General features: G+C 56.0%; 21 protein-coding genes, 1 pseudogene and 2 riboswitches. Of the genes and pseudogenes, 5 read left to right on the forward strand and 17 right to left on the reverse strand.

The genetic code is table 11. The features are described 5' to 3' along the window. Positions 1-745 precede the first annotated feature (745 nt). Positions 746-1114, reverse strand: coding sequence for a tyrosine-type recombinase/integrase (locus tag ABF824_RS08755; protein WP_415488114.1), 369 nt, complete (start codon positions 1112-1114; stop codon positions 746-748). 40 nt (positions 1115-1154) lie between these two features. Here ABF824_RS08755 and ABF824_RS08760 point away from each other — a divergent pair. The 3 genes and pseudogenes from ABF824_RS08760 to ABF824_RS08770 form a co-directional block, all read left to right on the forward strand. Next, a pseudogene (locus tag ABF824_RS08760) lies at positions 1155-1303 on the forward strand (transposase); the annotation flags it as partial. Between the two features lie 29 nt (positions 1304-1332). Beyond that, a riboswitch (cobalamin riboswitch) is annotated at positions 1333-1540 on the forward strand. A 310-nt stretch (positions 1541-1850) separates the two neighbouring features. Further along, positions 1851-3893: a TonB-dependent receptor gene (locus tag ABF824_RS08765; protein WP_415488116.1), complete on the forward strand. Its 2043-nt coding sequence runs from the start codon at positions 1851-1853 to the stop codon at positions 3891-3893. Continuing rightward, a complete protein-coding gene (locus ABF824_RS08770; RefSeq protein WP_415488118.1) occupies positions 3883-4911 on the forward strand; it encodes a HoxN/HupN/NixA family nickel/cobalt transporter in 1029 nt (342 codons plus the stop codon). The genes ABF824_RS08765 and ABF824_RS08770 overlap by 11 nt, the downstream gene beginning before the upstream one ends. Positions 4912-5158: 247 nt before the next feature. Here ABF824_RS08770 and cobF read toward each other — a convergent pair whose 3' ends face one another. The 4 genes from cobF to cbiE are packed head-to-tail and all read right to left on the reverse strand — an operon-like array spanning position 5159 to position 8321. Then, the gene (cobF, locus tag ABF824_RS08775) at positions 5159-5932 is read right to left on the reverse strand and encodes a precorrin-6A synthase (deacetylating) (protein ID WP_415488120.1); all 774 of its coding nucleotides are present in this window, start codon (positions 5930-5932) and stop codon (positions 5159-5161) included. Positions 5933-5989: 57 nt separating this feature from the next. Beyond that, positions 5990-6778, reverse strand: a complete 789-nt coding sequence (gene cobM / locus ABF824_RS08780; RefSeq protein WP_415488122.1) for a precorrin-4 C(11)-methyltransferase — start codon at positions 6776-6778, stop codon at positions 5990-5992. Further along, the gene (locus ABF824_RS08785) at positions 6775-7143 is read right to left on the reverse strand and encodes a cobalamin biosynthesis protein (RefSeq protein WP_415488124.1); all 369 of its coding nucleotides are present in this window, start codon (positions 7141-7143) and stop codon (positions 6775-6777) included. The genes cobM and ABF824_RS08785 overlap by 4 nt, the downstream gene beginning before the upstream one ends. Next, positions 7140-8321 (reverse strand): precorrin-6y C5,15-methyltransferase (decarboxylating) subunit CbiE, encoded by a 1182-nt coding sequence (cbiE, locus tag ABF824_RS08790; RefSeq protein WP_415488126.1) that lies wholly within the window; start codon positions 8319-8321, stop codon positions 7140-7142. The genes ABF824_RS08785 and cbiE overlap by 4 nt, the downstream gene beginning before the upstream one ends. Here cbiE and ABF824_RS08795 point away from each other — a divergent pair. Continuing rightward, complete coding sequence (locus tag ABF824_RS08795) at positions 8320-9069, forward strand: cobalt-precorrin-6A reductase (protein ID WP_415488128.1); 750 nt, start codon at positions 8320-8322, stop codon at positions 9067-9069. The genes cbiE and ABF824_RS08795 overlap by 2 nt on opposite strands. On the opposite strand, the gene cobJ is transcribed toward ABF824_RS08795, so the two are convergent. The 7 genes from cobJ to ABF824_RS08830 form a co-directional block, all read right to left on the reverse strand. Then, positions 9045-9782 carry a precorrin-3B C(17)-methyltransferase gene (gene cobJ, locus ABF824_RS08800; protein WP_415488130.1) on the reverse strand — a complete coding sequence of 246 codons (738 nt, stop codon included), beginning with the start codon at positions 9780-9782 and terminating at the stop codon, positions 9045-9047. The two genes, ABF824_RS08795 and cobJ, sit on opposite strands and share 25 nt — an antisense overlap. Continuing rightward, a complete protein-coding gene (locus tag ABF824_RS08805; protein WP_415488132.1) occupies positions 9779-10525 on the reverse strand; it encodes a precorrin-2 C(20)-methyltransferase in 747 nt (248 codons plus the stop codon). The genes cobJ and ABF824_RS08805 overlap by 4 nt, the downstream gene beginning before the upstream one ends. 4 nt (positions 10526-10529) lie before the next feature. Further along, positions 10530-11159, reverse strand: coding sequence for a precorrin-8X methylmutase (locus tag ABF824_RS08810; RefSeq protein WP_415488134.1), 630 nt, complete (start codon positions 11157-11159; stop codon positions 10530-10532). Further along, on the reverse strand, positions 11143-12315 hold the full coding sequence (gene cobG, locus ABF824_RS08815) for a precorrin-3B synthase (protein ID WP_415488136.1): 1173 nt from the start codon (positions 12313-12315) through the stop codon (positions 11143-11145). The genes ABF824_RS08810 and cobG overlap by 17 nt, the downstream gene beginning before the upstream one ends. Further along, the gene (locus ABF824_RS08820; protein ID WP_415488138.1) at positions 12312-12545 is read right to left on the reverse strand and encodes a hypothetical protein; all 234 of its coding nucleotides are present in this window, start codon (positions 12543-12545) and stop codon (positions 12312-12314) included. Before ABF824_RS08820 ends, cobG begins: the two co-directional genes overlap by 4 nt. Further along, entirely contained in the window at positions 12542-12733 is a 192-nt protein-coding gene (locus ABF824_RS08825) for a hypothetical protein (protein ID WP_415488140.1), read from the reverse strand. Before ABF824_RS08825 ends, ABF824_RS08820 begins: the two co-directional genes overlap by 4 nt. 99 nt (positions 12734-12832) lie before the next feature. After that, positions 12833-13056: riboswitch (cobalamin riboswitch) on the reverse strand. A gap of 718 nt (positions 13057-13774) precedes the next feature. Continuing rightward, the gene (locus tag ABF824_RS08830; protein ID WP_415488142.1) at positions 13775-14629 is read right to left on the reverse strand and encodes a glucose 1-dehydrogenase; all 855 of its coding nucleotides are present in this window, start codon (positions 14627-14629) and stop codon (positions 13775-13777) included. Positions 14630-14923: 294 nt separating this feature from the next. On the opposite strand from ABF824_RS08830, the gene ABF824_RS08835 reads away from it, so the two are divergent. Then, positions 14924-15445 (forward strand): DUF4142 domain-containing protein, encoded by a 522-nt coding sequence (locus ABF824_RS08835; RefSeq protein WP_415488168.1) that lies wholly within the window; start codon positions 14924-14926, stop codon positions 15443-15445. Positions 15446-15623: 178 nt separating this feature from the next. On the opposite strand, the gene ABF824_RS08840 is transcribed toward ABF824_RS08835, so the two are convergent. The 5 genes from ABF824_RS08840 to ABF824_RS08860 form a co-directional block, all read right to left on the reverse strand. Then, the gene (locus ABF824_RS08840) at positions 15624-16601 is read right to left on the reverse strand and encodes an aliphatic sulfonate ABC transporter substrate-binding protein (protein ID WP_415488144.1); all 978 of its coding nucleotides are present in this window, start codon (positions 16599-16601) and stop codon (positions 15624-15626) included. Positions 16602-16637: 36 nt separating this feature from the next. Then, entirely contained in the window at positions 16638-17015 is a 378-nt protein-coding gene (locus ABF824_RS08845; RefSeq protein WP_415488146.1) for a ferredoxin family protein, read from the reverse strand. Then, positions 17012-18595: an FAD-binding protein gene (locus tag ABF824_RS08850; protein WP_415488148.1), complete on the reverse strand. Its 1584-nt coding sequence runs from the start codon at positions 18593-18595 to the stop codon at positions 17012-17014. Before ABF824_RS08850 ends, ABF824_RS08845 begins: the two co-directional genes overlap by 4 nt. A 22-nt stretch (positions 18596-18617) precedes the next feature. Next, positions 18618-20822 carry a TonB-dependent siderophore receptor gene (locus ABF824_RS08855; RefSeq protein WP_415488150.1) on the reverse strand — a complete coding sequence of 735 codons (2205 nt, stop codon included), beginning with the start codon at positions 20820-20822 and terminating at the stop codon, positions 18618-18620. A 77-nt stretch (positions 20823-20899) separates the two neighbouring features. After that, on the reverse strand, positions 20900-22195 hold the full coding sequence (locus ABF824_RS08860; protein WP_415488152.1) for an NtaA/DmoA family FMN-dependent monooxygenase: 1296 nt from the start codon (positions 22193-22195) through the stop codon (positions 20900-20902). Positions 22196-22226 lie beyond the last annotated feature (31 nt).

A 22226-nucleotide genomic window follows, 5' to 3' on the forward strand; every position in this document is an offset into this window, starting at 1 on the left:
TAGCAATAGGAAAAATATAATATTTTTTTATTAATTTGAGTGGCGTCGTGCTGCCTCTTGCTTTCATGTGATCGCGGAAAGTGAGGCATCGCTCTGGCTAAAACTGGTCTATAGCCTTACTTTTCAAAGTAGCAGAAGGTGAGGGGCTCCCCCCCTCTGCGGTAGGCACCTCGCAGATCATCTGTCTGCGTCGTGTACCTACCTCGCCACCCTTCGTACCCCGATAGGCGAGGTCGATCTAGCAGCCTGCGCCGTGTGCACCCGACGACTTCCTTGTTTTCGCATAAGGCAGCGCCCGTGCTTCCCTGCGCCGATCTCCTGGCCTGGGCTGACGTGCCGGACCGGACATGCAGGAGAATCGCGACGGGCAGGAGGTTCTGACGTATCGAGAGGATCAGGCGGCATAGGGGCCGCTTGACCTCAAGACACCGTTCTCGTGCGTGGCGGCCACGACACATGTCTTACTGCAGTGACGCTTCGTGAGGGGCGCGTGGTGCGGGTGACGTATTTCCGGCCCGTGTGAGACGTTAGCCGGGCGAGATGGCGCGTGTGCGGGGGGCTGAGAGAATAATTTTGCGGGCAAGAATGTGAGTAAATATCAGTCCGTTTCATTGTGTGAACATAATAAGAACAAAAGGCTCCTCGTGCTTTCTCACTGACACCCCTTCCGCCATAGAGTGGAGCAATCCGTAGAAATCCGCCGATAATTGTCACCCTTAGACAATTCATGTTGCGCCTTAGACAATCAGCGCAATTTCTTCACTTCTTTTTCAGCCATCTTTTGCTGAGACGCGGCGCGCGTGTAGCGGCTGACTTCCGACAGTGTTTTGTGACCGGTAATGGCTGCGATTTCGTGCAGGAAACAACCTGCCTTAGCTAGTCGTCGCGCTACCGCTTTCCGCAGCTCGTGTAGTGAACACTGATCCGGCAAGCCCGCTTCTCGGCACCAATCCTTGAACACATTGTAGAAGCCATTGGCAGAGAGTGGCTGCCCTTTCGCGCCCACGGGAAATGTGGACGTGCTGTCTGCCCATGCATCAATCTCTTTCTGAAGCGCGGGATGGATGGGAATAAGCAGTTCCGTCTTTGTCTTCTGCTGCCGGACGAAGATCATGCGGCACGGATCTGTGGGGCCGATGCGGACTACTCTGAGCGGTGTTCCACGTGTGGATGACCGTCATGCTCTGAGCAGGATTGTGTATGTGATCCGTAACGGACTTCAGTGGAAAGATGCTCCGAAAGCCTATGATCCACATAAGACTTTATGCAAGGCTTTATTCAGTGGAGCCATCTCGGTGTTTTTGATGCATTGACAGTCTTGCATAATTGCAGTTCTGGTGTGCCCTGCATGGTTCTTCGTCCTGTTTCGGCAGAATGAAGCTAAGAGGGAAGTCCGGTGCAAGACCGACGCTGCCCCCGCAACTGTAAGTGGCGAGTTGCCAATCGCCCGCATGTCACTGGAGACAGTTCGTTTCCGGGAAGACTGATTGGCCACGATGACCCATGAGCCAGGAGACCTGCCGTGCATGTTCTCAACCACCGGCGGGGTGCCCGGGGCGGCTGTGCTTCGCGTCACGGTTTTCTCACTGTAAACCTGATGCGCATATGTCTGCCCTGTTCCTGTCATACTGAACGGGGTTCAGATGACTTTACAGTTTCCGGACAGGCAGACCGAACGCTGCGGTAACGTTCGTTATCCGCGATTGACTCTGCACCAGTGCTATCCGGTTTTTCCTTTCTGTTTTTCGTTTCTGTTCAGCGGTCTGCTTTTCCTGTCAGATGACGCCATCGCTGCGTCGGAGAGGCCCTCTCCGCCGAGCAGCGGCCAGAAAACAACCACAGCGAAAAACGTGCGTCCCAAAACTCTCAAGCCCGCAGCCGAACAGATCAATGTCACGGCTTCCCGCCGCAACCTGCTGGGACGGGCCGCGACAGCAAGCGAAGGCTCCATTACGGCCCGGGAAATTCAGCTTCGTCCGGCTTATCGTGTCGGTCAGATTCTGGAAGCTGTGCCCGGTCTGGTCGTCACGTCTCACTCTGGCGAGGGGAAAGCCAACCAGTTTCTTCTGCGCGGGTTCAATCTGGATCACGGCACCGATCTCGCCACTTTCGTGGATGACATGCCGATAAATGGCGTCAGCAACGCGCATGGTCAGGGTTATACGGACCTCAATTTCCTGATTCCCGAGCTGCTGTCAGGCGTGGATTACACCAAGGGACCGTTTCACGCCGATATCGGGGATTTCGGCGTCGCCGGTTCGGATCACATGAAACTCGCGGATGATGTGCCCCGACAGATCTCCCTGAGCGCCGGGACGCTGGGAGATTATCGCGCCTATCTTGGTGGGACGGTGCATCTCGCGAATGGTGATCGCTGGGTCAATGCTTTCAGTCTTTCCCATACGGATGGTCCGTGGAAATATCCTGACAATGCCAGAAGTATCAAGGCGATTACCCGTTATACGCATGGCGATGTAACGAACGGCTTTGATCTCACCGGGATGTTCTATCGCGGGCAGTGGCGCGCCACGAACGATCAGCCTCTGACCGCCTACAGCGAAGGACTGATCGGTCGATACGGTTCGCTCGACCCGACGGATGGAGGGTTTTCAGAGAGGTACAGCCTGTCTGGACACTATCATCTTGCCGACGACAACTGGAAATGGGTGACGAGTGCCTTTGCCGCGCACGATCGGCTGACATTGTGGAATGATTTCACGCATTATCTGGATGATCCGGTCAACGGCGATCAGCAGCAGCAGGATGAAACCCGCACGACTGTTGGGGGCAGCAGCACTTATTCACGGCAGGATCATGTCGGACGGGTGGAGACAGACACGCAGGTTGGTGTGCAGGGGCGGTATGATTTCCTGTATGTCGATCGGCGGCACACACGACAACGCGTGACACTGGCAGCCTGTCCATCCAGTCTGGGAGCAACGGTTCCCTACCTCTGCAATGCGGACAACATCAATCTTGGCTCGGCCGGAATGTTCGTTCAGAACACAACGCATTGGCTACCGTGGTTTCGAATGATTGTTGGTCTGCGCGAGGACTATCAAGGGGGCACGGACAGCAATCTGGTAGATGACAGTCTGACGCGCAAACATCAGTGGCTCTTTCAACCCAAGGGAAGTCTGGTCTTTGGGCCTTGGAAGAAAACCGAACTTTACCTGAGTGGCGGACGAGGTTTCCATTCCAACGACTTCCGGTCAGTATCCGGTTCTTACGCTTCGGATGAATTTGCCAAGGGATCGGTCAAAGTGCCTCTCATGACATCCGCTGTCAGCGGAGAAGCCGGCGTAAGAGCTACTCCACTTCGACACCTGAATGTGCAGGCGGCGGCCTTCATCATCGATTTTGATTCCGAACTCAGTTACGACGGAGACGCTGGCGTCACGTCACCCGGTCCTGCCAGCCGCAGACAGGGTGTTGAACTTTCCGCGCAGTACAATCCGTTTACCTGGCTTGAATTCAATACCGACCTGTCTTTTGCGAAGGCGCGATATCAAGCAAAAAACCTGGCCAGTTACGGCATTGATGGACACTATGTGACAAACGCGCCCAGCTTTGTCTGGTCTTTCGGTATCATTGCTGATCGTGGGCCATGGTATGGCGGCCTGCAGGTCCGCTGGCTTGGCGGCTATCCGCTGGTTGAAGACAACAGTTTACGATCAAAGGGCTATCAGGAGGTCAATCTGAACATCGGTTACCGCTTCACGAAGACTCTCAAACTGGAAGCCAGCGTCTTCAATGCCTTCAATGCGCATGCCTACGCCGCGCAATACGCCTACGATTACCGCCTGACACCGACCTCAGCAGTGCAGTCTGGAGCGACCGACCATCCCATTGAGCCGATCTCGGCGCGCTTTGCGGTGCAGTATGGTTTCTGATCTCGCGCAAGGGCACAAGCCCGCGCTCCGCCTGCGGATCATCATGCTGGGAACCTGTCTGGTTCTTACCAATCTGGGAATCTGGGTGTGGTCACTTGTGCTTTTCAGGCACTCACCAGTTCTTCTGGGTAATGCCCTAATTGCTTACGGGTTTGGCTTGCGGCATGCCGTGGATGCGGACCATATTGCCGCCATTGATAACGTGACACGTCAGTTCATCCAGATGGGCAAACGTCCGCTGACACTTGGCCTGTGGTTTGCGATCGGACATTCAACGCTTGTCGTGATCGCCACATTCGGCACGATCGTGCTTTCTCACACTTTGCAGGATCATCTGGAAATCTGGCGGAATATAGGAGGCGTGATCAGCACAGTCATCTCGGCAGGCTTTCTGTTCATTCTCGCCCTGATCAATCTTCTGGTTTTGTATTCGACCTGGCAGACCTACCGAAATGTCAAAAAGCATGGGGAAGAAAAGCCTGAAACGATCGAGAAGATTCTGCCTCAGAAAGGCGTGCTCGCCCGCTTTCTCAGGCCGTTATTCCAGCTGGTTTCCAAAAGCTGGCACATGTTTTTCCTCGGTTTTCTTTTTGGGCTGGGGTTCGATACGGCAACGGAAGTCTCCCTGCTCGGTCTGTCGGCATCCGAGGCCAGCCGTGGCATCGCCATTGCATCCATCATGATTTTTCCAGCACTTTTTGCCGCAGGCATGTCCCTTATTGATACGGCGGATGGTGTGCTGATGACAGGCGCCTACCAATGGGCCTTTGTCGATCCCCTTCGTAAACTTCGTTACAATATCGTCATCACTCTGGTTTCCGTGCTTGTCGCACTCGTCATAGGCAGCATCGAAACACTCAATCTTATTGCCGATCAGTTCAATGCGCAGGGGAAACTCTGGAATCTTGTTTCGTCGTTGGGAGAAAGCTTCAATACACTTGGTTTTATCTTTGTCGGCATGTTTGCTGTGTCATGGTCAGGCGCTGTGATTGTTTATCGTTATCGAAAAACCAAATAGGGGACCCTTTGGCTATGGTTTGACCAGTGCGGGTGTAGAATTATGTTTTGATGTTCAGTTCGTTTTTGGAAGAAACCAATGGGCTACTTTTAAGAAGATACGTTGCCATTCTGTGTGTCTTGAGGTGAGGCGCCGCAATATCGGGTTGAAGACGTTCGGAACATCTTTTCACCGAAGACCTTTGCTGATCACATACCCAATCCTACTCGGAACCCACCTATGGTCTAGGCGGGGTTTTACCTTGTCATCATCGGTCCATCTTTACGCTGTCTGTGTGCCTCCGCAGCAGATAGATGTCCATGATCCAGCCGTGGCGGGCGCGGGCCTCGGCCCGGGTTGCGATAATGCGCGGTCCGATTTGGGCGAGCGGGCCGGATAACAGAATCTGCTCGGCCATACCGACATAGGCACCCCAGTAGATGCTGATGGCATCGGCGGGGATGTACTGGAATGAGCAGTCACCATCCAGCATGACCACGACGGTATCCGTGCCCGGCGGCCAGCCATGGTCGCGCAACTGGCGTCCGGTGGTGACCAGAAATGGAGCGCCGATGTCGTTGAGCGGGATGGCGTGGGCGGCGGCCAGCATGTTCAGCGACATAATGCCGGGAATACTGCGGATCGTCATGGGGGCCGGATTTAGCTGAGCGGCAATCCGCAGGGTGCTGTCATACAGGGCAGGGTCGCCCCAGACGAGGAGCGCGACCGTGCCGCCCTGGGGCAGGTTGGCATGGATTGCTTCGTTCCACGCATGGGCGATTGCCTGGTGCCAGTGCGCGACGCCTCTGCGGTAGTCGGGGGCAGCGACGTCGCGACGGGGCATGTCAAATTCGACGATACGAACAGCAGGGTTGGTCAGCACCTCCGCGCAGATGGTCCGGCGTAGTTCGGCAAGATCGGCCTTGTCTTCACCCTTGCGCGGTATGAGGATTAGGTCGGCGGCATTGAGTTCACGCACGGCCTGGAGGGTCAGATGTTCGGGATTTCCCGTGCCGATGCCGACAAGCACCAGATCGATCATGAAACGCTCTCCCTCAGATTGGTTGCCAATGCGCCCGATGTGACCACCCGAGGCAGGTCATTCTGTCTCGGGTTCCGAGAAGCGGGGCGCGGTGCCGACAGGGCGGAAGCGACGGTCATAATCGCCGGCATAGAGTCGACTTTCGCCGAACTCCGTCGCCCCAATCGCAGGACCGACAAGGATCAGCGCCGTGCGTTCCAACTCGCTGGCCAGTGCGGACTCCAGCGTCGCCAGCGTGGCCCGGACGATGCGTTCATCCGGCCAGCTTGCGCGCCACACGATGGCGACGGGGCAGTCGGCCCCATAATGCGGGATGAGTTCGGCCAGAACGCGGTCCAGCACATGAATGGACAGATGGATCGCCAGTGTCGCGCCTGTAGCGGCGAAAGCGACAAGATTCTCCCCTGGCGGCATGGCGGTGGCCCGGCCGGAGGTGCGTGTCAGCACGACCGACTGGGCGATACCCGGCAGAGTAAGCTCTGCACCCAGTGCGGCGGCGGCGGCGGCGAAGGACGGCACGCCGGGCGTGACGTCATAAGGAATGCCCAGTTCGCGCAGACGGCGCAGTTGCTCACCCATGGCGGACCACACCGACAGGTCGCCGGAATGCAGCCGGGCGACGTCATGGCCCGCTTCATGCGCCGCTACGATTTCGGCGATGATCGCGTCCAGCGACAGTGGCGCAGTATTCACGATGCGCACGCCGGGCGGGCAATGGTCGAGCAGCGCCGCCGGAACCAGCGATCCGGCGTAAAGGCAGACGGGACTGGCCGCGATCAGGTCTCGTCCGCGCAAGGTAATGAGATCAGGTGCGCCGGGTCCGGCTCCAATGAAATGAACCGTCATGGAGTGTTCCTTTCTGCGATCGCGGCCATGGCCATCCCGTCGGTAGAAGTCGCGCGCGGGTTGAGCAGGTAAGCGCCTGTTCCGGCAGCGGCCAGTGCGGACGATTCAGCGACACTGCCGGTGCCGTAGCGGGTCATGGCACGATTGGAACGGGTGGGTGTGCTGATATGCGCCAGCGTTTCAGCCTCCAGCGCGTGGATGGGTAACCCCATTTCCTTCGCCAGCGCCAGTAGAGCCGGTGAGGCGGCCTTTTGCGCGACCGTGGCCAGAGCGTCGATACCTTTGGCGCCACCCGCCGCTGCCAGAGCATCCCGCAGCGATGCGAGGCTGGCGGCCTGCCGGAAGCCGAAGCCTGCGACCCTCATCGTGTCACGCTCCACTGCACGACAGGACGCGCCGGGCTCCATCCACGCATCGACCCCAGCGAGGCGGCTTTCGCCAGTTCGACACGCAGCAACTCGCCCCCCTTCTGTCCATGCCACAGGGTCAGCAAGGCTTCGGTTTCCAGCGTGACACCGTTTGCGACGATCCGCGTTCCGCACCGCAGCACGGTCCATAAATGATCCAGCAGGTCAGCATGACCGCCACCACCGATGAAAACGGCATCCGGGTCGGGCAGGCCTTCCAGTGCGTCCGGGGCTGCGCCGTCCACAACACGCAGAAGATGGTCCACACCCTGAGCCTTTGCATTAGCACGGATATTCTCAGCGCGGTCAGCGCGGCGTTCGACCGAGATCGCCTGTCCACCCGCCAGACACCATTCCACCGAAATCGATCCCGATCCGGCACCGATATCCCACAGAAGTTCATCAGGGCGCGGTGCGAGGGCCGAGAGCGTGAGGGCGCGGATCGGGCGCTTGGTGATCTGCCCGTCATGCAGGAAGGTGTTGTCCGGCAGGCCCGACGCCCGGCTCAGCCCGGGCGGACCCGACATGGCGATGGCAACGGCTACCGGTGCCTTTACGTCCGTAAGCGTGAAATCTTCCGCAAGGACAGTGCGGATACGCTCGCGTGGTCCTCCCAGCGCCTCCATGACATGGAGCGTGGAAGTGCCGTATTCCCGGCCGACCAACCACTGCGCCAGATTTCCGGCAGCGGGCCCATCGCGCAGCAGACAAATCGCCCGTCCGTTGGTCTGCAACACAGGTCTCAGCCGCTCGAGCGGCGCTGCATGCAGCCCCAGACAGAAGACCTGTTCAAGCCGCCAGCCAAGCCGGTTCGCCGCCAGAGAAAAGGTCGATGGCGCGGGGTAGGACACCCACTCGCCGGGATCGAGGCGGTCGGCAAGGCTGGCCCCCACGCCGAACCAGAATGGATCGCCTGACGCCAGCACCACCACCCTGCGCCCACGCTCGGTCAATACTGGATCGACCGAGAAGGGCACCGGCCATGCGCGGCCCCGGTCGTCCGCTTCCACCAGTGCAAGATGGCGCGGCCCGCCGAAAATCACCTCGGCACGGGCCAGCTCGGCTTGGCATGACGCCGACAAACCTGCCATACCGTCTTCACCGATGCCGATGATCGCAAGCCAGGGTTCAACCATGACGCGTGTCCTTCTGCTGGGTGGCACCACCGAAGCCAGCCAGATGGCGCATGGTCTGGCCGAAGCAGGCGTCGACGCCATCTTTTCCTATGCCGGTCGCACTGCGTCGCCCGCCCCACAGCCCCTGCCAGTCCGGATCGGTGGGTTCGGCGGAGTGGAGGGGCTGATCGCCTATCTTCGCGAGGCAGCAATCACTCATGTCATTGATGCCACCCACCCCTTTGCCGCCCGGATGAGTCGAAATGCGGTAGAGGCCTGTGCGGCTATCGGCATTCCGCTGCTGGCGTTCGAACGCGCACCCTGGACGGCGGCGGAAGGCGACGACTGGCGTGCGGTTGCCGACATCACGGGCGCTGTCGCTGCGCTGCCCGATGAGCCAGCAAGGATCTTTCTGGCGATCGGTCGACAGTCGATCGACGCCTTCACGATGCGCCCACAGCACGACTACCTGTTGCGGCTGGTCGATCCGCCCGATGCCGTTCTGCCCTTGCCCAAGGCAACGGTGGTCATCGCAAAGGGACCGTTTACCTTGGCAGGGGATCTCGCCTTGATGCAGGCGCACGGCATTACCCATGTCGTGGCGAAGAACGCCGGTGGCGTGGGCGCGCGGGCGAAGCTGGATGCCGCGCGGGCGCGGGGTGTGCCGGTGATCCTGATCGATCGGCCTGCCGTGCCGTCGCGCCCTGTTGCGAGCTCCGTCGACGCGGTGATGACGTGGCTCGGTCATCCCGCGCGCCTTGGCGTGTAGACATACCGGCCGACACGTCGCGTTGCTTCGTTGCCGACCAGCACCACTGTCCGCATGTCGGCCATCTCGGCACGCGCTTCGGCCAGTGTCACCACGCTGATCCGTTCATCAGGTGTCGTGACGGCGCGGGCGAAGATGATCAACCGGTCCGGTCCACATTCCTCACGCAGTATGTCCAACGCACGGGCCAGTTGATGCGGGCGGCTGGCCGAGCGCGGATTGTAGAAGGCCATGGCGAAACCCGCCTGTGCCGCAAGGCGCAGCCGCCGCTCGACGAGTTCCCATGGCTTGAGATTGTCTGACAGGTTGATCGTGCAGAAATCATGGCCCAGCGGTGCGCCGACCCGTGCGGCGGCGGCCAGCATGGCGGTGATACCGGGCAGAACGCGGATTTCAACATGGGCAAAGCGAGGGGACTGTTCCACCGCTTCGAACACCGCCGAGGCCATGGCGAAGACGCCGGGATCACCGGACGAGACGACGACGACCCTGCGCCCGGCCGCCGCCAGTTCCAGCGCATGGGTGGCCCGTTCCAGTTCCACACGATTGTCCGTGGCGTGCAGCGTCAGCCCCTCGCGTGCAGGGATGCGTGCCACATAGGGGATGTAGCCGATCACATCAGTCGCATCGGCCAAGGCGGCTGTCACTTCTGGCGTAATCAGTGCCTCGTCACCGGGACCAAGGCCGGCAATGACCAGTGGCGTGACGGTCATGGCTCCCCTCCATGCTCGGTTTCGGGTCGACGACCCTGCCCATGCACCAGCACAATCGCGAAATACGGGCAGTCATCGTCGCTGGCGTCGGCAAGACGGATCACCCGTTGGCCGGGCATGGTGCCATGCTCCACCAGCCATGCATCCTCAAGCCGACCGGAGGCAGCCAGAGCGCGGCGCACCTTGGGCAGGTTCCGGCCGGTCTTCATCACCACCAGCGCATCTGCGGCCCGCATATGTTGTGTCAGGTCGGTCTCCGGCATCGTGCCGGTCAGCACGGTGAGCACATCGTCGCCCCATGTGATCGGAATGTCTGTGGCGTTCCAGCAACCGGTCATGCCGGTGATGCCGGGAACGACCTCCATCTCGACGTGGCCCTGAAGCCGTGAGTGCAGATGCATGAAGGAGCCGTAGAAGAACGGATCGCCCTCACACAGCACCACCACTTCCTGCGTTTGCGCCAGATCGGTCAGGCGGCCCGCCCAGTCATCGTAAAAGCTGGCCAGCGCGCTGCGATAGGCGGGACTGTTCACCGGCAGTTCGGTGGTGACGGGATATTCCATCGGATATTCGAGAGTGTCGGGTGCCAGCATTCCCTCGACAATCCGGCGCGCCTGACCTGCGCGTCCGGCCTTGCGGAAATAGGCCACATGGCGGGCAGTGCGGATGATCCGGTCGGCGCGCACGCTGATCAGGTCCGGGTCGCCGGGGCCAAGGCCGGTGCAGATGATCTTGCCGGACATGATTCTATTCTGTCCGACTGGCGAGGGCGTTTACCGCTGAGACTGTAATCGCCGAGCCGCCCAGCCGTCCCCTGACCGTCAATGAAGGAGCAGGCAGCGCCTCCATCAACGCGTCCTTTGATTCCGCAGCGCCGACAAACCCGACCGGGCAGCCGATGATCGCCGCTGGCCGGGGACAGGTGGCGTCTTCCAGCATGTTGAGCAGGTGGAACAGGGCGGTGGGCGCGTTGCCGATAGCCACCACAGCCCCCGCTAGGTAAGGACGCCACAGTTCGAGCGCCATGGCCGATCGGGTGTTGCCGGCTTCGCGGGCCATATCGGCCACGCGCGGGTCGTTCAGCGTGCAGATCACGTCATTGTCGGCGGGCAGGCGTGCGCGGGTAATCCCCTCACTGACCATGCGTGCGTCGCACAGGATCGGTGCTCCCGCCTCCAGCGCCGCGCGTGCTGCGATCGCCATGTTGGGCGAGAAAGCGATGTGTTTTTCCAGACCGACCATGCCAGCCGCATGGATCATCCGTACGGCGATGATCTCTTCTTCCGGAGTGAAGCGGGCCAAATCGGCCTCCGCCCGGATGATGGCGAAGGACTGTCGGTAGATGGCAGCGCCGTTGGTTTCATACTGGTAAGGCATTTGGATTTTCCATCAGCGTTCCGGGATTGGCCAGCAACTGTTCGACCGTGAGAAGAGGAGGGTGTGGGGGAGGGAAGGCGGCGTTGCCGTCTCTGACAAGGCCAAAGCCATGGGCTTGAGCCACGAGTGTCAGCGATGTCGGCCCGGGCTGTGCGCACCCTTTCGCACAGCCGGACACATGCAGCATCTTGTCGACAGGGACGTGCGGCGCGAGAGCTCGCGCCAGCGGTCGCGTGGGTTGCAGGGCCTGGGTGCAGCCGGGTAGCCCGGGGCAGGCGATGACCCGCAGCATCGGATCGTCCGCGTGCGTGATGATCCCCTTGATATCTGGTGCGCCGGTCTGCCCTTCGAGCACCAGCATACGCCATGGCGTGACGCGCAAAGGGGCGATGTCGGCAAGGGCGGACAGGGTGCGCGCTTGCAACTGCCCGAAGGCGAAGCCGATCATGAATCCGGCGGTCGATTGACCGGGCACAGGAGGCGACATGTCGGTCATCGGCGCGGCTTCGATTGCGGTAAAGGCGGAGGGCAGCGTTGCACCGTCAGCCAGATGCACCGCCATCCGTTTCCGACCACCGCTGGAGATGAACCAGCGGGCCAGACTCAGCGCAGTGTCGACGGCTGTGTCCGACGTGACCCGTGCGCCACTGGCAGCGCTATCCGCCCGGCAAAGCAAAGCTCCTGTAGCGTCGCGTTCGATCCGGATATCGGCGGAGACGTCCCGCAGGACGGGCGTTGCACCGGTATCGATGGCAAAGCCGAATTTGCCGGGCAGGGCGAGCGTCCGGTCGTCCCGCAAGGCGCTGCCCAGCCGTTCGGCCAGTTCCGCCGTGCCGTCGCTGCTCTGCCAGAACGGCGTCACGACGATATTGCGTCTGGCTTCCGCTTCAGGCGTCGCGTCGATGAGGCCCAGCGAGGCGAGGCCCGTGACAAGCGGGGCATAGGTCTGATCGGTAACGCCACGAATCTGGATGTTGGCCCGTGCGGACAGGTCGATCTGCCCGTTGCCATATTGCGCGGCCAGGCGTGCGAGGCCGTCGGCCTGCGCCTGGGTCAGTTGTCCGATGGGTGGGCGGACACGGACCAGCAGTCCGTCACCGGATAGCATTGGGCGCAAGGCACCGGGACACCAACCTTTGACCAGAGGTGTGCTCATGATGCCTCGAGGACGGCGGCGATGTGTAAGTGGAAACGATCGTGCTGAGTGGTGAAGGCTGCTGAGTGCTCGCGTGCCATGAACGCCCCCAGATCGGCATGGCGCAGCGTAGCGTCGTAATAGATGCCGAATAGATGGGCCAGCATGTCGTGGGTCAGGCGCATGAAGATGACTAGATTGTCAAATGTGGCAGTAATTCCAGCAACGTCATGAAAGCCGTAATGCTTCATGCCGCTGCTCCAGTCCCGGGTGTCGGTGTGGCGCAAAGGCGATCCAATACCGCAACACAGTCCGCCAACGTGGCATGGATGGTTCGGACATATTGTTCGGCAATGATTAGCTGGGGTGGGCGACGTTGCCCTTCCACGACCGGTTTACCGGCGCGGCAGGTCGTACAGACGAAGAATGTCGCGTTCATGTCCCCACCCCTATTCAGCAACTGGGGGCTCCCGCGGCCAAACCTCAACCGCGAACGGGCAAAAGGGAGAAGCCTGCCGGTTGCAGCGCACCCCGGCTGCCCGTTGTATCATTTGCTGGCAGGTCTCCCGGCTCGCGGATTCTGGGTTTCCCCAGCGATCACCCGCCTTCCCGACGATGGGTCAGTGGCGTTGAGCGATCTTTCCGGTAACGGTCGCGGGGGCGGCTGTGCCTGGGCATCCTTTGCAGGCAGGCCCTGTCACATTCCCTCTTAGCCACTCCACAGTACATCTACGGAGTAGAACCAACAGGTCGGCTGTTGCGACAATGCGCCTCACATGTCAAGCGATGGAGCCTTTTCAGGTCCAGTCGATAGGCAAGCCTTGAGATCTATTAATTAGGACTGCCACAGGTAAGGGTTTAAAGGCGCGGGTTAGTCGATCTGGTGAGTATTTTCACGAGTTTTGCGGGAGGGTGGGTGTTGAACCGCCACTCGTACTCGGCAAGGAAGAGGTGGAAGTGCGCGGTATTCCATTGTATCAGCGTAGATGATGTTGGGCTTGGTTCTAGAAGTTCTCAAGGCCTCTTGGTGGAACTCGGACAGATCGAGCTTGTCGTAAACTTTATTTTAATAACTGTAAAAAATTTAATCTGGTATCGGAGTTCATGGCAGATTGAACGCGACTGCACCGCTTCAAGAGACCGAAAACAGCGACTTTTCTGGCAGTTTGCCTGCCGCCTTTACCGTTGCGATATCCACAGAAATTACTTTCATTGATTTCTGTCTTATTTGAAAAAGGTGCAGCCATAAGCAATCTGTTCGCGATGATTTCGTGCAGATTACGGGGATACAGGGACCGATCTTGCGATTGACGCCACAAGTTCGGCGGCACTCCGTGCATGCAACGAAGTGCTCCTATCGGCTTGTCTGCGCCAGACCCAAAGATAATCCCAAGATTGATGGGGGATAATTAGGCAGAACCTTTGTCGGTTCTGCAAACAAACGGTTTCGAGATATTTCACCTTTCGTGTCGCTCTGCAATTAGAGCATTGGTCTGCCCCCGGTTACAGGCAGAACGGCTCCAGTCGTGTAACTGCTTTCATCTGAAGCAAACATTACGTAGGCAGCCGCCAGTTCTGCCGGTTGGGCAGCCCTGCCAAGAGGAGTGTTTTTACCAAATTCAGTAATAGCCTCTTTCGGCATTGTGGACGGAATAAGAGGAGTCCAGACAGGTCCCGGTGCGACAGCATTAACACGGATATTCCGTTCTCCAAGCATTTGCGCAAGACATGATGTGAAATTGGAAATGGCCGCCTTTGTTGCAGCATAGGCGGGCAGGTGAGGGGATGGTTGTACGGCGTTAATCGAACTCGTGTTGATAATTGAAGCTCCGCTACGCAGATGCGGCAAAGCCGCCTGACATAGAAAGAACATGCCGTAAACATTCGTGCGAAATGTTGTGTCTAGTTCTTCTTCGTCAATTTCGGAAAGATCCGTCACGGATTTCTGGTGTGCAGCATTATTGATAAGAATATCCAATTGACCGAATTCGTCGAGTGTACGTTTTATTATCTCATTGCAATGTGACCGTAGTTGTATATCTCCAGGAAGCAGGATGACTCGACGACCTGCTTTTTGCACCCAGTCAGCAGTGGTCTGAGCATCTTTGTCTTCTGTATAATAAGCGATTGCAATGTCGGCACCTTCCCGGGCAAAGGCAATCGCAACGGCTCGCCCTATTCCGGAGTCAGCGCCGGTTATCAAAGCAGTTTTTCCGGAAAGTCTTCCTGATCCTCGATAGCTTTCTTCTCCATGGTCCGGTGTGGGGATCATTTTTTCTGTATCACCGGGGACAGTCTGGCTTTGCGGTGGGAATTTTTCTTCAGAGGACATCACATCTTCTCCTAGCGAATGTGTTCCCAAAGGCTGCCAGAGAAGAAAGTTTCGTGAGTGTAGAAAACATTCCGATATGAACAGATGGGCTCGGAGGTGTGAAACTTTCATGTAGCCGTATCGTTCGGCATTTTGCTCTCTTTTACGGAGTAACCTTTTTGCAAACTGATGCGTTGTCCTCAACGTGACAGCATCTGTGTAACTGAAAATCCTGTAATAAAATATAAGGATATTCTGATGTCCGTGCTTCTCAGGGTATCCCGAAACCCGACTTCTATTCTGAAAAAGGAAACGGCAATGAAAAAAGTCTATCTTCTCGCTGCTGCGTTATGTTTTTCAACGCCTGCTCTGGCACAGTCTATACCTGAGCAGACAGGGCTGAATTCCATGATGGGGATTGCACCGAAAACTGAGGATTTCATTCAAAGTGTTGCGTGGAGCGATCTTTTCGAGATCCAGTCGAGTCAGATGGCGCTTTCAAATCCTTCGCTTAAAACATTTGCATCAAGAATGATAGCGGACCATCAGAAAACCTCAGCGGAACTTAAACAGCTTCTCAGCACTAATAATATGGCAACGACACCTCCGTCTTCTGTCGATGACGCACATAAAAGAAAGTTAGACACATTGCATGGTCTCCATGGAGACAGCTTTGTAAGGCAGTATCGAAAGGATCAGATTTCCGCTCATGAGGACGCCCTGTCGCTTTTCCGACGTTATGCTAAGAGCGGTGAAAATGAAGCACTGAAGAAATGGGCGGGAGATACCATACCAGCCCTTGAGGAACATCTAAAAATGGCGCAGAATTTACCAGAATAATCTCGCGCCTTTTGCGAAAATTCACCCTATCTAAGGCAGGGATTTATGATTCTTATTTTCCTATTTGAATTGTAATATCCCCGCTAACACGGGTTGGCTCTCGACATTACAGGGCTCCATACATCGTAACACACTTGATGTTTAGCCGATTACAGAGACTGAAGAGTATGTTGGGCAATCAAACAGGAATTAAAAAAGATCGATCGTAAAAATTGGCGACATTAAGCTGCGACGGAATGACACCCGCAGCGTGATAGAGATCAGCGACTTTCTGATGGATGGCAATCACTTCATCCGTGACAGAGGGCAACGCAGTCATGACCATACGTGATGATGTCACACGAGCAATATCCAGGGATGTGCCGGTATCCCGGGAGAAGGCGAGAGCGCGTTGTTCCAGATGAGTAACACTCCACGCGAGGGCTTTTCCAACGCGTGACATGAAATCCGTCAGCTCAGCTCTTTTGTGCGTAATGGCGGCTTCGCTGGCGATACCACACTCGACTTCATCAACCAGACCGTGGGCTGTCAGCAGGATACGTGCGTGATCTTCAATTTCAGCTGTTGCAGCGTAGGGATCCCAGATTGCCCATGCATCGATCGATCCGCTGGAAAGCGCCATTCTCGCATTCGCAGCGGCAAGGGGCACTTGCACAATCTGGTCTGCACCAAGACCTTCTCTTTGTAGAGCAGTGAGAACCAGAAGATGGCCGGGTGAACCTTTGACAAACGCAACACGACGACCAATCAGATCCCGCAGGGTGCGGACATTGCTACTTCCGGGCACCAGTAATGCGTTGGATTTTCCATCTACATGCCATGCCGAAATTGCCTTGAGCGAACTGCCTGCCGCAAAAGTGAAAGTCGCTGTCGCATCTCCAACATAGCCAAAATCAAGTGAGCCGGACGCGATCGCGGATATCAAGGGTGCACCTACGGGGAAGGATGCCCATTGTATACGATACGGTAACCGCTCAAGCTGTCCGGCAGCTCTCAAAAGAGAGCGCACGCCGCCCTTCTGGTCACCAATAAACAGTGTGGAGCCGCTGTTTCCATCGACGGGACCAGATAAACTGGGTGCTGCTTCCAGTGGGAATGGCAGCAATGAGAGAAAAGACGCACCAAGTAAGGTGCGACGGGAAAGAAAATTCTTCATGCTGAAGGCCTCTCTCAAAAAGCGACTTGGTTCGTTTCAGGTTTTCTTCTCTAATATTTTGTCTTCGGATTGCTGGAGGGCATAGCGCGCAGACGAAATCATCACTCCTTCTCGTAAGAGGCTTCCCAATTGCCAGAAGTTTTTTAGGGGATCTTCTTCATGAGCAGCCCAGCCGTAATCTCTGCGGATATTTCCCAGCGGATCGTTTTTTAATTCTGAACGGGGAACATCGACAGCAACGTAAATGGCGTCTTCCGGACAATAGAGTTCGCACAGAAAGCAGGTCTGACACTGATCCGGGCGCGCGATAACAGGGAGTTGACCGTCTTTTGCCATGTCGAGAACATGATCAGGACAGACAACGACGCACACATTGCAGCTATTGCATCGGTCAGGAAGAATTTCTGTAATCATGACACAACCTCTGTCGCACGAGCTTTTTCCAGATACGGAGTGATCTGGTCCAGACCTCCCGTGATTATCCGCTTCTGGTAATTGGGATCTTGCTGAGGATAATCTTCCCTTACATGCATGCCACGGCTCTCCTTTCGAACCAGTGCGGAGGCATTGCACCATCTTGCAGTCGCGACCATGGCAGCTGTTTCTCTTGCTGAAACTGCATCCAGATATTTGCCTTGCAGATTATTCCGTATTTCTGACCACGCTGCATCAAGCTGGGCGGCCGAAGACTTCAGTTTAGCTTCATTTCGCCAGAGAGCCTTGTCCAGATCGAGTGTTTCATCTTGTGCGGTCTGTATCGCAGCCTTTCTGTCAACAGCTTTTACGGCGCCGGACGGACGCAATCCGGCCCCACCAAGCGGTTTCAGTTTTTCGCCCCGTTTCAGTGTCTTTCGACGTTTTTTTGCCTCGTCCGCAGCTCCTCTGCCTGAAAGCACACCGGAAGATAGAGCCCATGCGGCGTTCTGAGCGCCACCGCCGCTCGTAGCACCGGCGATATGTTCGCGTGTTGCGGCATCGCCCGCTGCGAACAGTCCAGGTACGGCCGTGGCGCAGACATCATCGACAATCCGGAGACCACCAATTCCCCGGATTGTACCCTCTCCGAAGAGTTTTACTTCAAACCGATCCTGAAACATATCGAGACCACGCCGTTCAAAGGCTGCAAAGGTCGCAGGCTGGATCTCACGGATAACAGCAGGCAGCCCGGTTGGAGCTTCGTGAAGATCGGCATAAACTGGTCCAGTCCGGAAAGCATCTGCCAATTTGCAGAGATAATCACGAGGCTTATCCCAGCCGGGTATGGACAGGAGCTGTCCTTCTGCGTCGAAGTATCGCGCTCCCGTATAAGGTAGGGTGCGCGTACTTAACCATGCCGGGGAGATGGAATAGGAAACACAGAATTCCATTCCGGACAGTTCTGCTCCAGCTTCCACTCCCATAAGGTAGCCGTCACCTGTGTTGTTATGGCTCCCCAGTAAGCCCGACCGGAAGGCGCAGCCGCCTGTCGCCAATATGACTGCACCGGTCCGTGCGCTCCACGGTTTGTCATTCAGCCGGTCATATCCTGATACACCCCCGATTGAGCCATCCTGCCGCGCCAGAAGTTCCAAGGAAGGATGGTGATCAAGAATGGTAACGCCGAGTTTTGTTGCGTATTGCCGCAAGGCACGAAGATATTCGGGACCACGCAGGCCCGAGCGAAATGTGCCGTCTTTGCCGTCGCCTGAGAAAGGATACCATGGAGCTATTTCAGGAATGGACTGCCATGTTATGTCAATGATGCGTTCCATCCACACCGGGTCCGCTAGTCCAAAAGCGCTCTCCAGTCGGCGTTCTACTGCCGCCTTTCGTAATCCCGGTTCCGGTGGTACCCACCAATGGTTTGGACCAGCTGGAGCAGTGACGCCGCTGGTTCCCATGAATCCCTTATCCGCGATGACAACACGGGCGCCTGTTTTGGCGGCGGAAATGGCAGCCCAGCCTGCAGCCATTCCTCCGCCGATAACTAGAACATCTGTAATGATCTCGTTCATGATGCTTTCCTGTTCAGGAAATTCAGAAATCTATCCGAGCACTGAGAGAGACCGTTCTTGGATCTCCGGGGAGTGCTGCCATGTTGCCGTAGGTTGTCCAGTATCGTTGGCCACCCAGATTTCGCACCATTCCCCTGAAGGTCATGTGATGTTTACCGACCGGCATGACGTAATTGGCGCCGATGTCCCAGATCCGGTAAGAAGGAAGCGCCAGTGTGTTGGCTGCTCCATCATACATCGAGTCTACGTAACGAAAATAAGCGTCCAGACTCAGGCCTTCGACATGGGGGATACGGTAATGAAGCTGGGCAGACGCCTGTAAAGGAGCTGTCCCTTCAACATGATTTCCTGTTATCGATACAGAGGCTTTCTGATAAAGAGCAGAAAGGTAGGTAATGCCGCCGGAGAGTGTCAGACGCGGCGTTATGGCGAACGCTCCGTTTATTTCCACACCCTGATAACGCGCCAGCCCATCCTGCATGTAATAATTTTGCGCATTTGTATAACCAGTGCCGCTATCGAGACGAAATAAAGCTCCCGTCAGAGACCAACGTTTACGCGCAATTTTCACCCCAAGTTCGTAATTGCTGCTCTCCGTGGGCGCAAAGACTTCATTCCTGTTGACGTTACTGCTTCCGGCCTGTCCACCGCTCTGCATTGCGCGGATATAGCTGAAATAGACATTCAGTCCTGAATCTATCTTGTAGGTCAGAGCAAAGACCGGTGTCACGGGCGTATTACTATGACTGGCTGTCTTTGTACCATCTGGAGAAAAATCATTTTCATTATACCAAGTATAACGGAATCCAGCGAGGAGGGACCAGTTTCGCCAGGTAACGGTATCACTCAGGAATGGAGCGATCTGCTGGTAGTCAATATAGTGATACAAGCGGGGATGATAGAAATCTGCTGGCGTATGACCGGATAATGTGGGAATATCATTGAAGATATTTCCAGTGGAAATGACTGTATTTGTTGTTGCGTTGGCATCTGTGTCATACAATTGACGTTCCCACGATATGCCTGCAACTAGGTCGTGTCTGAACGGGCCTGTATCGACATGACCTTCCGTCACTTCCTGAATCTGATTATACCACCACTGTCTTTGAATAAAAAAGGCGTTATCGTGATAACTTCCCTTGTTGTCCGTGAATGTCATGATTGTGCCGGGAAAATCTTCATCCAGAACGGAATAGCGATATGACAGACGGGAGTGCCAGTCAGGATTGATATCCCAGGTCAGTCCGGCGGTGACCACTTTCATATCATTCGTTTTCCAACTTCCTCGTGCACCCAATTGCGTTCGTCCACTGATGGATGGCAATGAAGTGACATTCGAAGCAATGGAAAGCGTATTAATCATATTTTCCTGTAGTGTTTTCATAAAAAACATGCTGGCCTCCCATTTGAGGGAGTTAGTTATTTTCCCATCAAACGCCAACGTTACACCATCACGTCGCATGGTACCGCCATTGAACAAATTGCCTATTTCATTGACGAACGAAAAACGATAACGCAGACGTCCCTGATCCACGAGTGTCCCTCCAGCATCAAACATCTGTCGAAAGACGGCATCGGATCGATAGCCTGCTTCCAGCGACACTGTTGAGGCATCATGAGGCTTCTTGATTTCGAAATTGACTACTCCTCCCGGAGCACCAAAACCATACATGAAGGCCGAGGCCCCCTTGATCATCTGGATGCTTTCGAAATTTTCGACTGGCAGATCGATTGACCAGTATGGAATGGCCAGCCCGTCCACTTTGTAACCATTCAGTGAATCGACAGCCAGTCCTCGAATCTTGAAACTTGCTCCTGATGCCGCGCCATTACCACTGTTGGCAATCGTGACCGAGGAATCCTGAGCAAAAACAGCATTGATGTCAGTAGCCTGAAGTGCCTGAATTGTCGCTGAGCTGACTGAGGATACGGCAAATGGCGTATCGAATGCGGAGCGACTTCCGAGAGACCCACTATTGACCGTATTTCTCAGAGCACGGCTCACTCCTCCGGAATGAACAGTAATGGTTTCTGATGCAGAACTAGTGATAGACGATATCTTGTGTTTAGCTTGCGGCACGACTGCATCTTTGTGATCTTCCTTTTTGGCGTTCGGATGAGCATGAACTGAGGCGGCAATGAGAGTGTCTTCCGGGAGAGACATTGCAAAGGTGGCGAAGATAAAAAAACCAAGAGAGCGTGATAGAAGAAGATCTTTTTGCAGCATGGTCTTTTCCTATAAAAATCGGGCTGCGTCGACGGTCATTGTCAGGAAGATATGAGAGGGATATTTATTCTTCTGCTTCAAAGTCTCAGGTGGTGACGGAGAGTTTTTCCTTCGTAATTCCTACGAAATGCCCCTCTACGTTGAAGCTCCGGTACAACAGCTTCGAAGAAGAGATCGTCTGAAGCTGGGCAGTAGGGAGGAATGATCGTGAAACCATCCACATTAGTTTCCTCCATCCACGACATCATCTGATCGGCTATAGTCGTGGGTGAACCGACAAAAGTGGGGAAGGACAGATCTCTGGCATAGGATAGCGCCATCTGTTCCAGTGTGAGACCTCGTGTTCTTGCATCTGTAATCAGGGGCAGGAAACGGCCTCGGCTTCCCCGGATTTCAGAATCGAGGTCGGGAATCAATTCATCTTTAGGATACTGAGAAAGATCATGATTCATGCTTCCTGACATGAAGGTTAAACCTGCAAGTGGATGAATGAGCGCATCCAGTTCTACCTGAAGCTCTTCAGCCCGAGAGTTCGTTTCCGCAACGATAGGCACGCAGCCGGGAAGAATCCGGACCATATGGGGTTCACGACCTGTAGACGCTATTTTTTGACGGAAATGAGAGACAAAATTACGTGCTTGAGCCGGTGTTGTCAGAACCGGAAAGATAACTTCTGCATATCGAGCGGCAATATCCGAAAAGCGCTCAGAAACGCCAGCCTGAATAAGAACGGGAGCAGCTTCCTGATATGTTGGGATATTGAGGGGACCCTCTATCTGAAAGTGTTTTCCTTTATGGTAAATCGGATTGATATGATCCGTGAGCGCATAGATACCCTTCGCCCGATCCCGTACAATGGCGTGCGGGTGCCAGCTTTTCCAGAGTGATTGCACCACCTCGATGAATTCTGCGGCACGGTCATAACGTTCTGCGTGCTCCAGGTGGCTTTTACGACTGAAATTGCGAGCTTCACTGTCACTGACAGAAGTAACGGCGTTCCATCCCACCCGCCCATGACTGTAATGGTTGATTGCGCCCAACATGCGGGCAACGTGATAGGGTTCTGTGTAGGTCGTGGAAATCGTTCCTGCGAGACCAATTCTGTCCGTCAGGACGGATAGAGCAGAAAGCAGTGTCAGAGGCTCTGGTGATCCGACAGCTCGGCTGGCTACCGTTGCTTCAATGGATCCTCCATAATTGGCGTCAATCGCCAGCTTGTCGGCAACAAAAACCATATCAAGAGCCGCACGTTCCGCCTTGCAGGCGAGGGCAACATAGGCCCTGATGTCCATAGGATCGGCATTTGAAGATGAAGCATGTCGCCATCCACCAAGATGCAGACCAGACAGAGTCAGAAACAGGGCCAAATGCACCAGAACACCTCGTGAGATAACTTGGTGTCAG

It is taken from the genome of Acetobacter sp. (assembly GCF_047721705.1).
Lineage (GTDB): Bacteria > Pseudomonadota > Alphaproteobacteria > Acetobacterales > Acetobacteraceae > Acetobacter.

Excerpts from the sequence above, each read along its gene's own strand:
- ABF824_RS08810 (WP_415488134.1), bottom strand. The coding sequence starts at position 11,159 with ATGCCTTACCAGTATGAAACCAACGGCGCTGCCATCTACCGACAGTCC.
- ABF824_RS08850 (WP_415488148.1), bottom strand. The coding sequence starts at position 18,595 with ATGAACGAGATCATTACAGATGTTCTAGTTATCGGCGGAGGAATGGCT.
- cobJ (WP_415488130.1), bottom strand. The coding sequence starts at position 9,782 with ATGACCGTCACGCCACTGGTCATTGCCGGCCTTGGTCCCGGTGACGAG.
- ABF824_RS08835 (WP_415488168.1), top strand. The coding sequence starts at position 14,924 with ATGAAAAAAGTCTATCTTCTCGCTGCTGCGTTATGTTTTTCAACGCCT.
- cobF (WP_415488120.1), bottom strand. The coding sequence starts at position 5,932 with ATGATCGATCTGGTGCTTGTCGGCATCGGCACGGGAAATCCCGAACAT.
- ABF824_RS08805 (WP_415488132.1), bottom strand. The coding sequence starts at position 10,525 with ATGTCCGGCAAGATCATCTGCACCGGCCTTGGCCCCGGCGACCCGGAC.
- ABF824_RS08840 (WP_415488144.1), bottom strand. The coding sequence starts at position 16,601 with ATGAAGAATTTTCTTTCCCGTCGCACCTTACTTGGTGCGTCTTTTCTC.
- cobM (WP_415488122.1), bottom strand. The coding sequence starts at position 6,778 with ATGACGGTTCATTTCATTGGAGCCGGACCCGGCGCACCTGATCTCATT.
- ABF824_RS08795 (WP_415488128.1), top strand. The coding sequence starts at position 8,320 with ATGACGCGTGTCCTTCTGCTGGGTGGCACCACCGAAGCCAGCCAGATG.
- ABF824_RS08855 (WP_415488150.1), bottom strand. The coding sequence starts at position 20,822 with ATGCTGCAAAAAGATCTTCTTCTATCACGCTCTCTTGGTTTTTTTATC.
- ABF824_RS08785 (WP_415488124.1), bottom strand. The coding sequence starts at position 7,143 with ATGAGGGTCGCAGGCTTCGGCTTCCGGCAGGCCGCCAGCCTCGCATCG.
- ABF824_RS08755 (WP_415488114.1), bottom strand. The coding sequence starts at position 1,114 with ATGATCTTCGTCCGGCAGCAGAAGACAAAGACGGAACTGCTTATTCCC.
- ABF824_RS08825 (WP_415488140.1), bottom strand. The coding sequence starts at position 12,733 with ATGAACGCGACATTCTTCGTCTGTACGACCTGCCGCGCCGGTAAACCG.
- ABF824_RS08820 (WP_415488138.1), bottom strand. The coding sequence starts at position 12,545 with ATGAAGCATTACGGCTTTCATGACGTTGCTGGAATTACTGCCACATTT.
- cobG (WP_415488136.1), bottom strand. The coding sequence starts at position 12,315 with ATGAGCACACCTCTGGTCAAAGGTTGGTGTCCCGGTGCCTTGCGCCCA.
- cbiE (WP_415488126.1), bottom strand. The coding sequence starts at position 8,321 with ATGGTTGAACCCTGGCTTGCGATCATCGGCATCGGTGAAGACGGTATG.
- ABF824_RS08770 (WP_415488118.1), top strand. The coding sequence starts at position 3,883 with ATGGTTTCTGATCTCGCGCAAGGGCACAAGCCCGCGCTCCGCCTGCGG.
- ABF824_RS08845 (WP_415488146.1), bottom strand. The coding sequence starts at position 17,015 with ATGATTACAGAAATTCTTCCTGACCGATGCAATAGCTGCAATGTGTGC.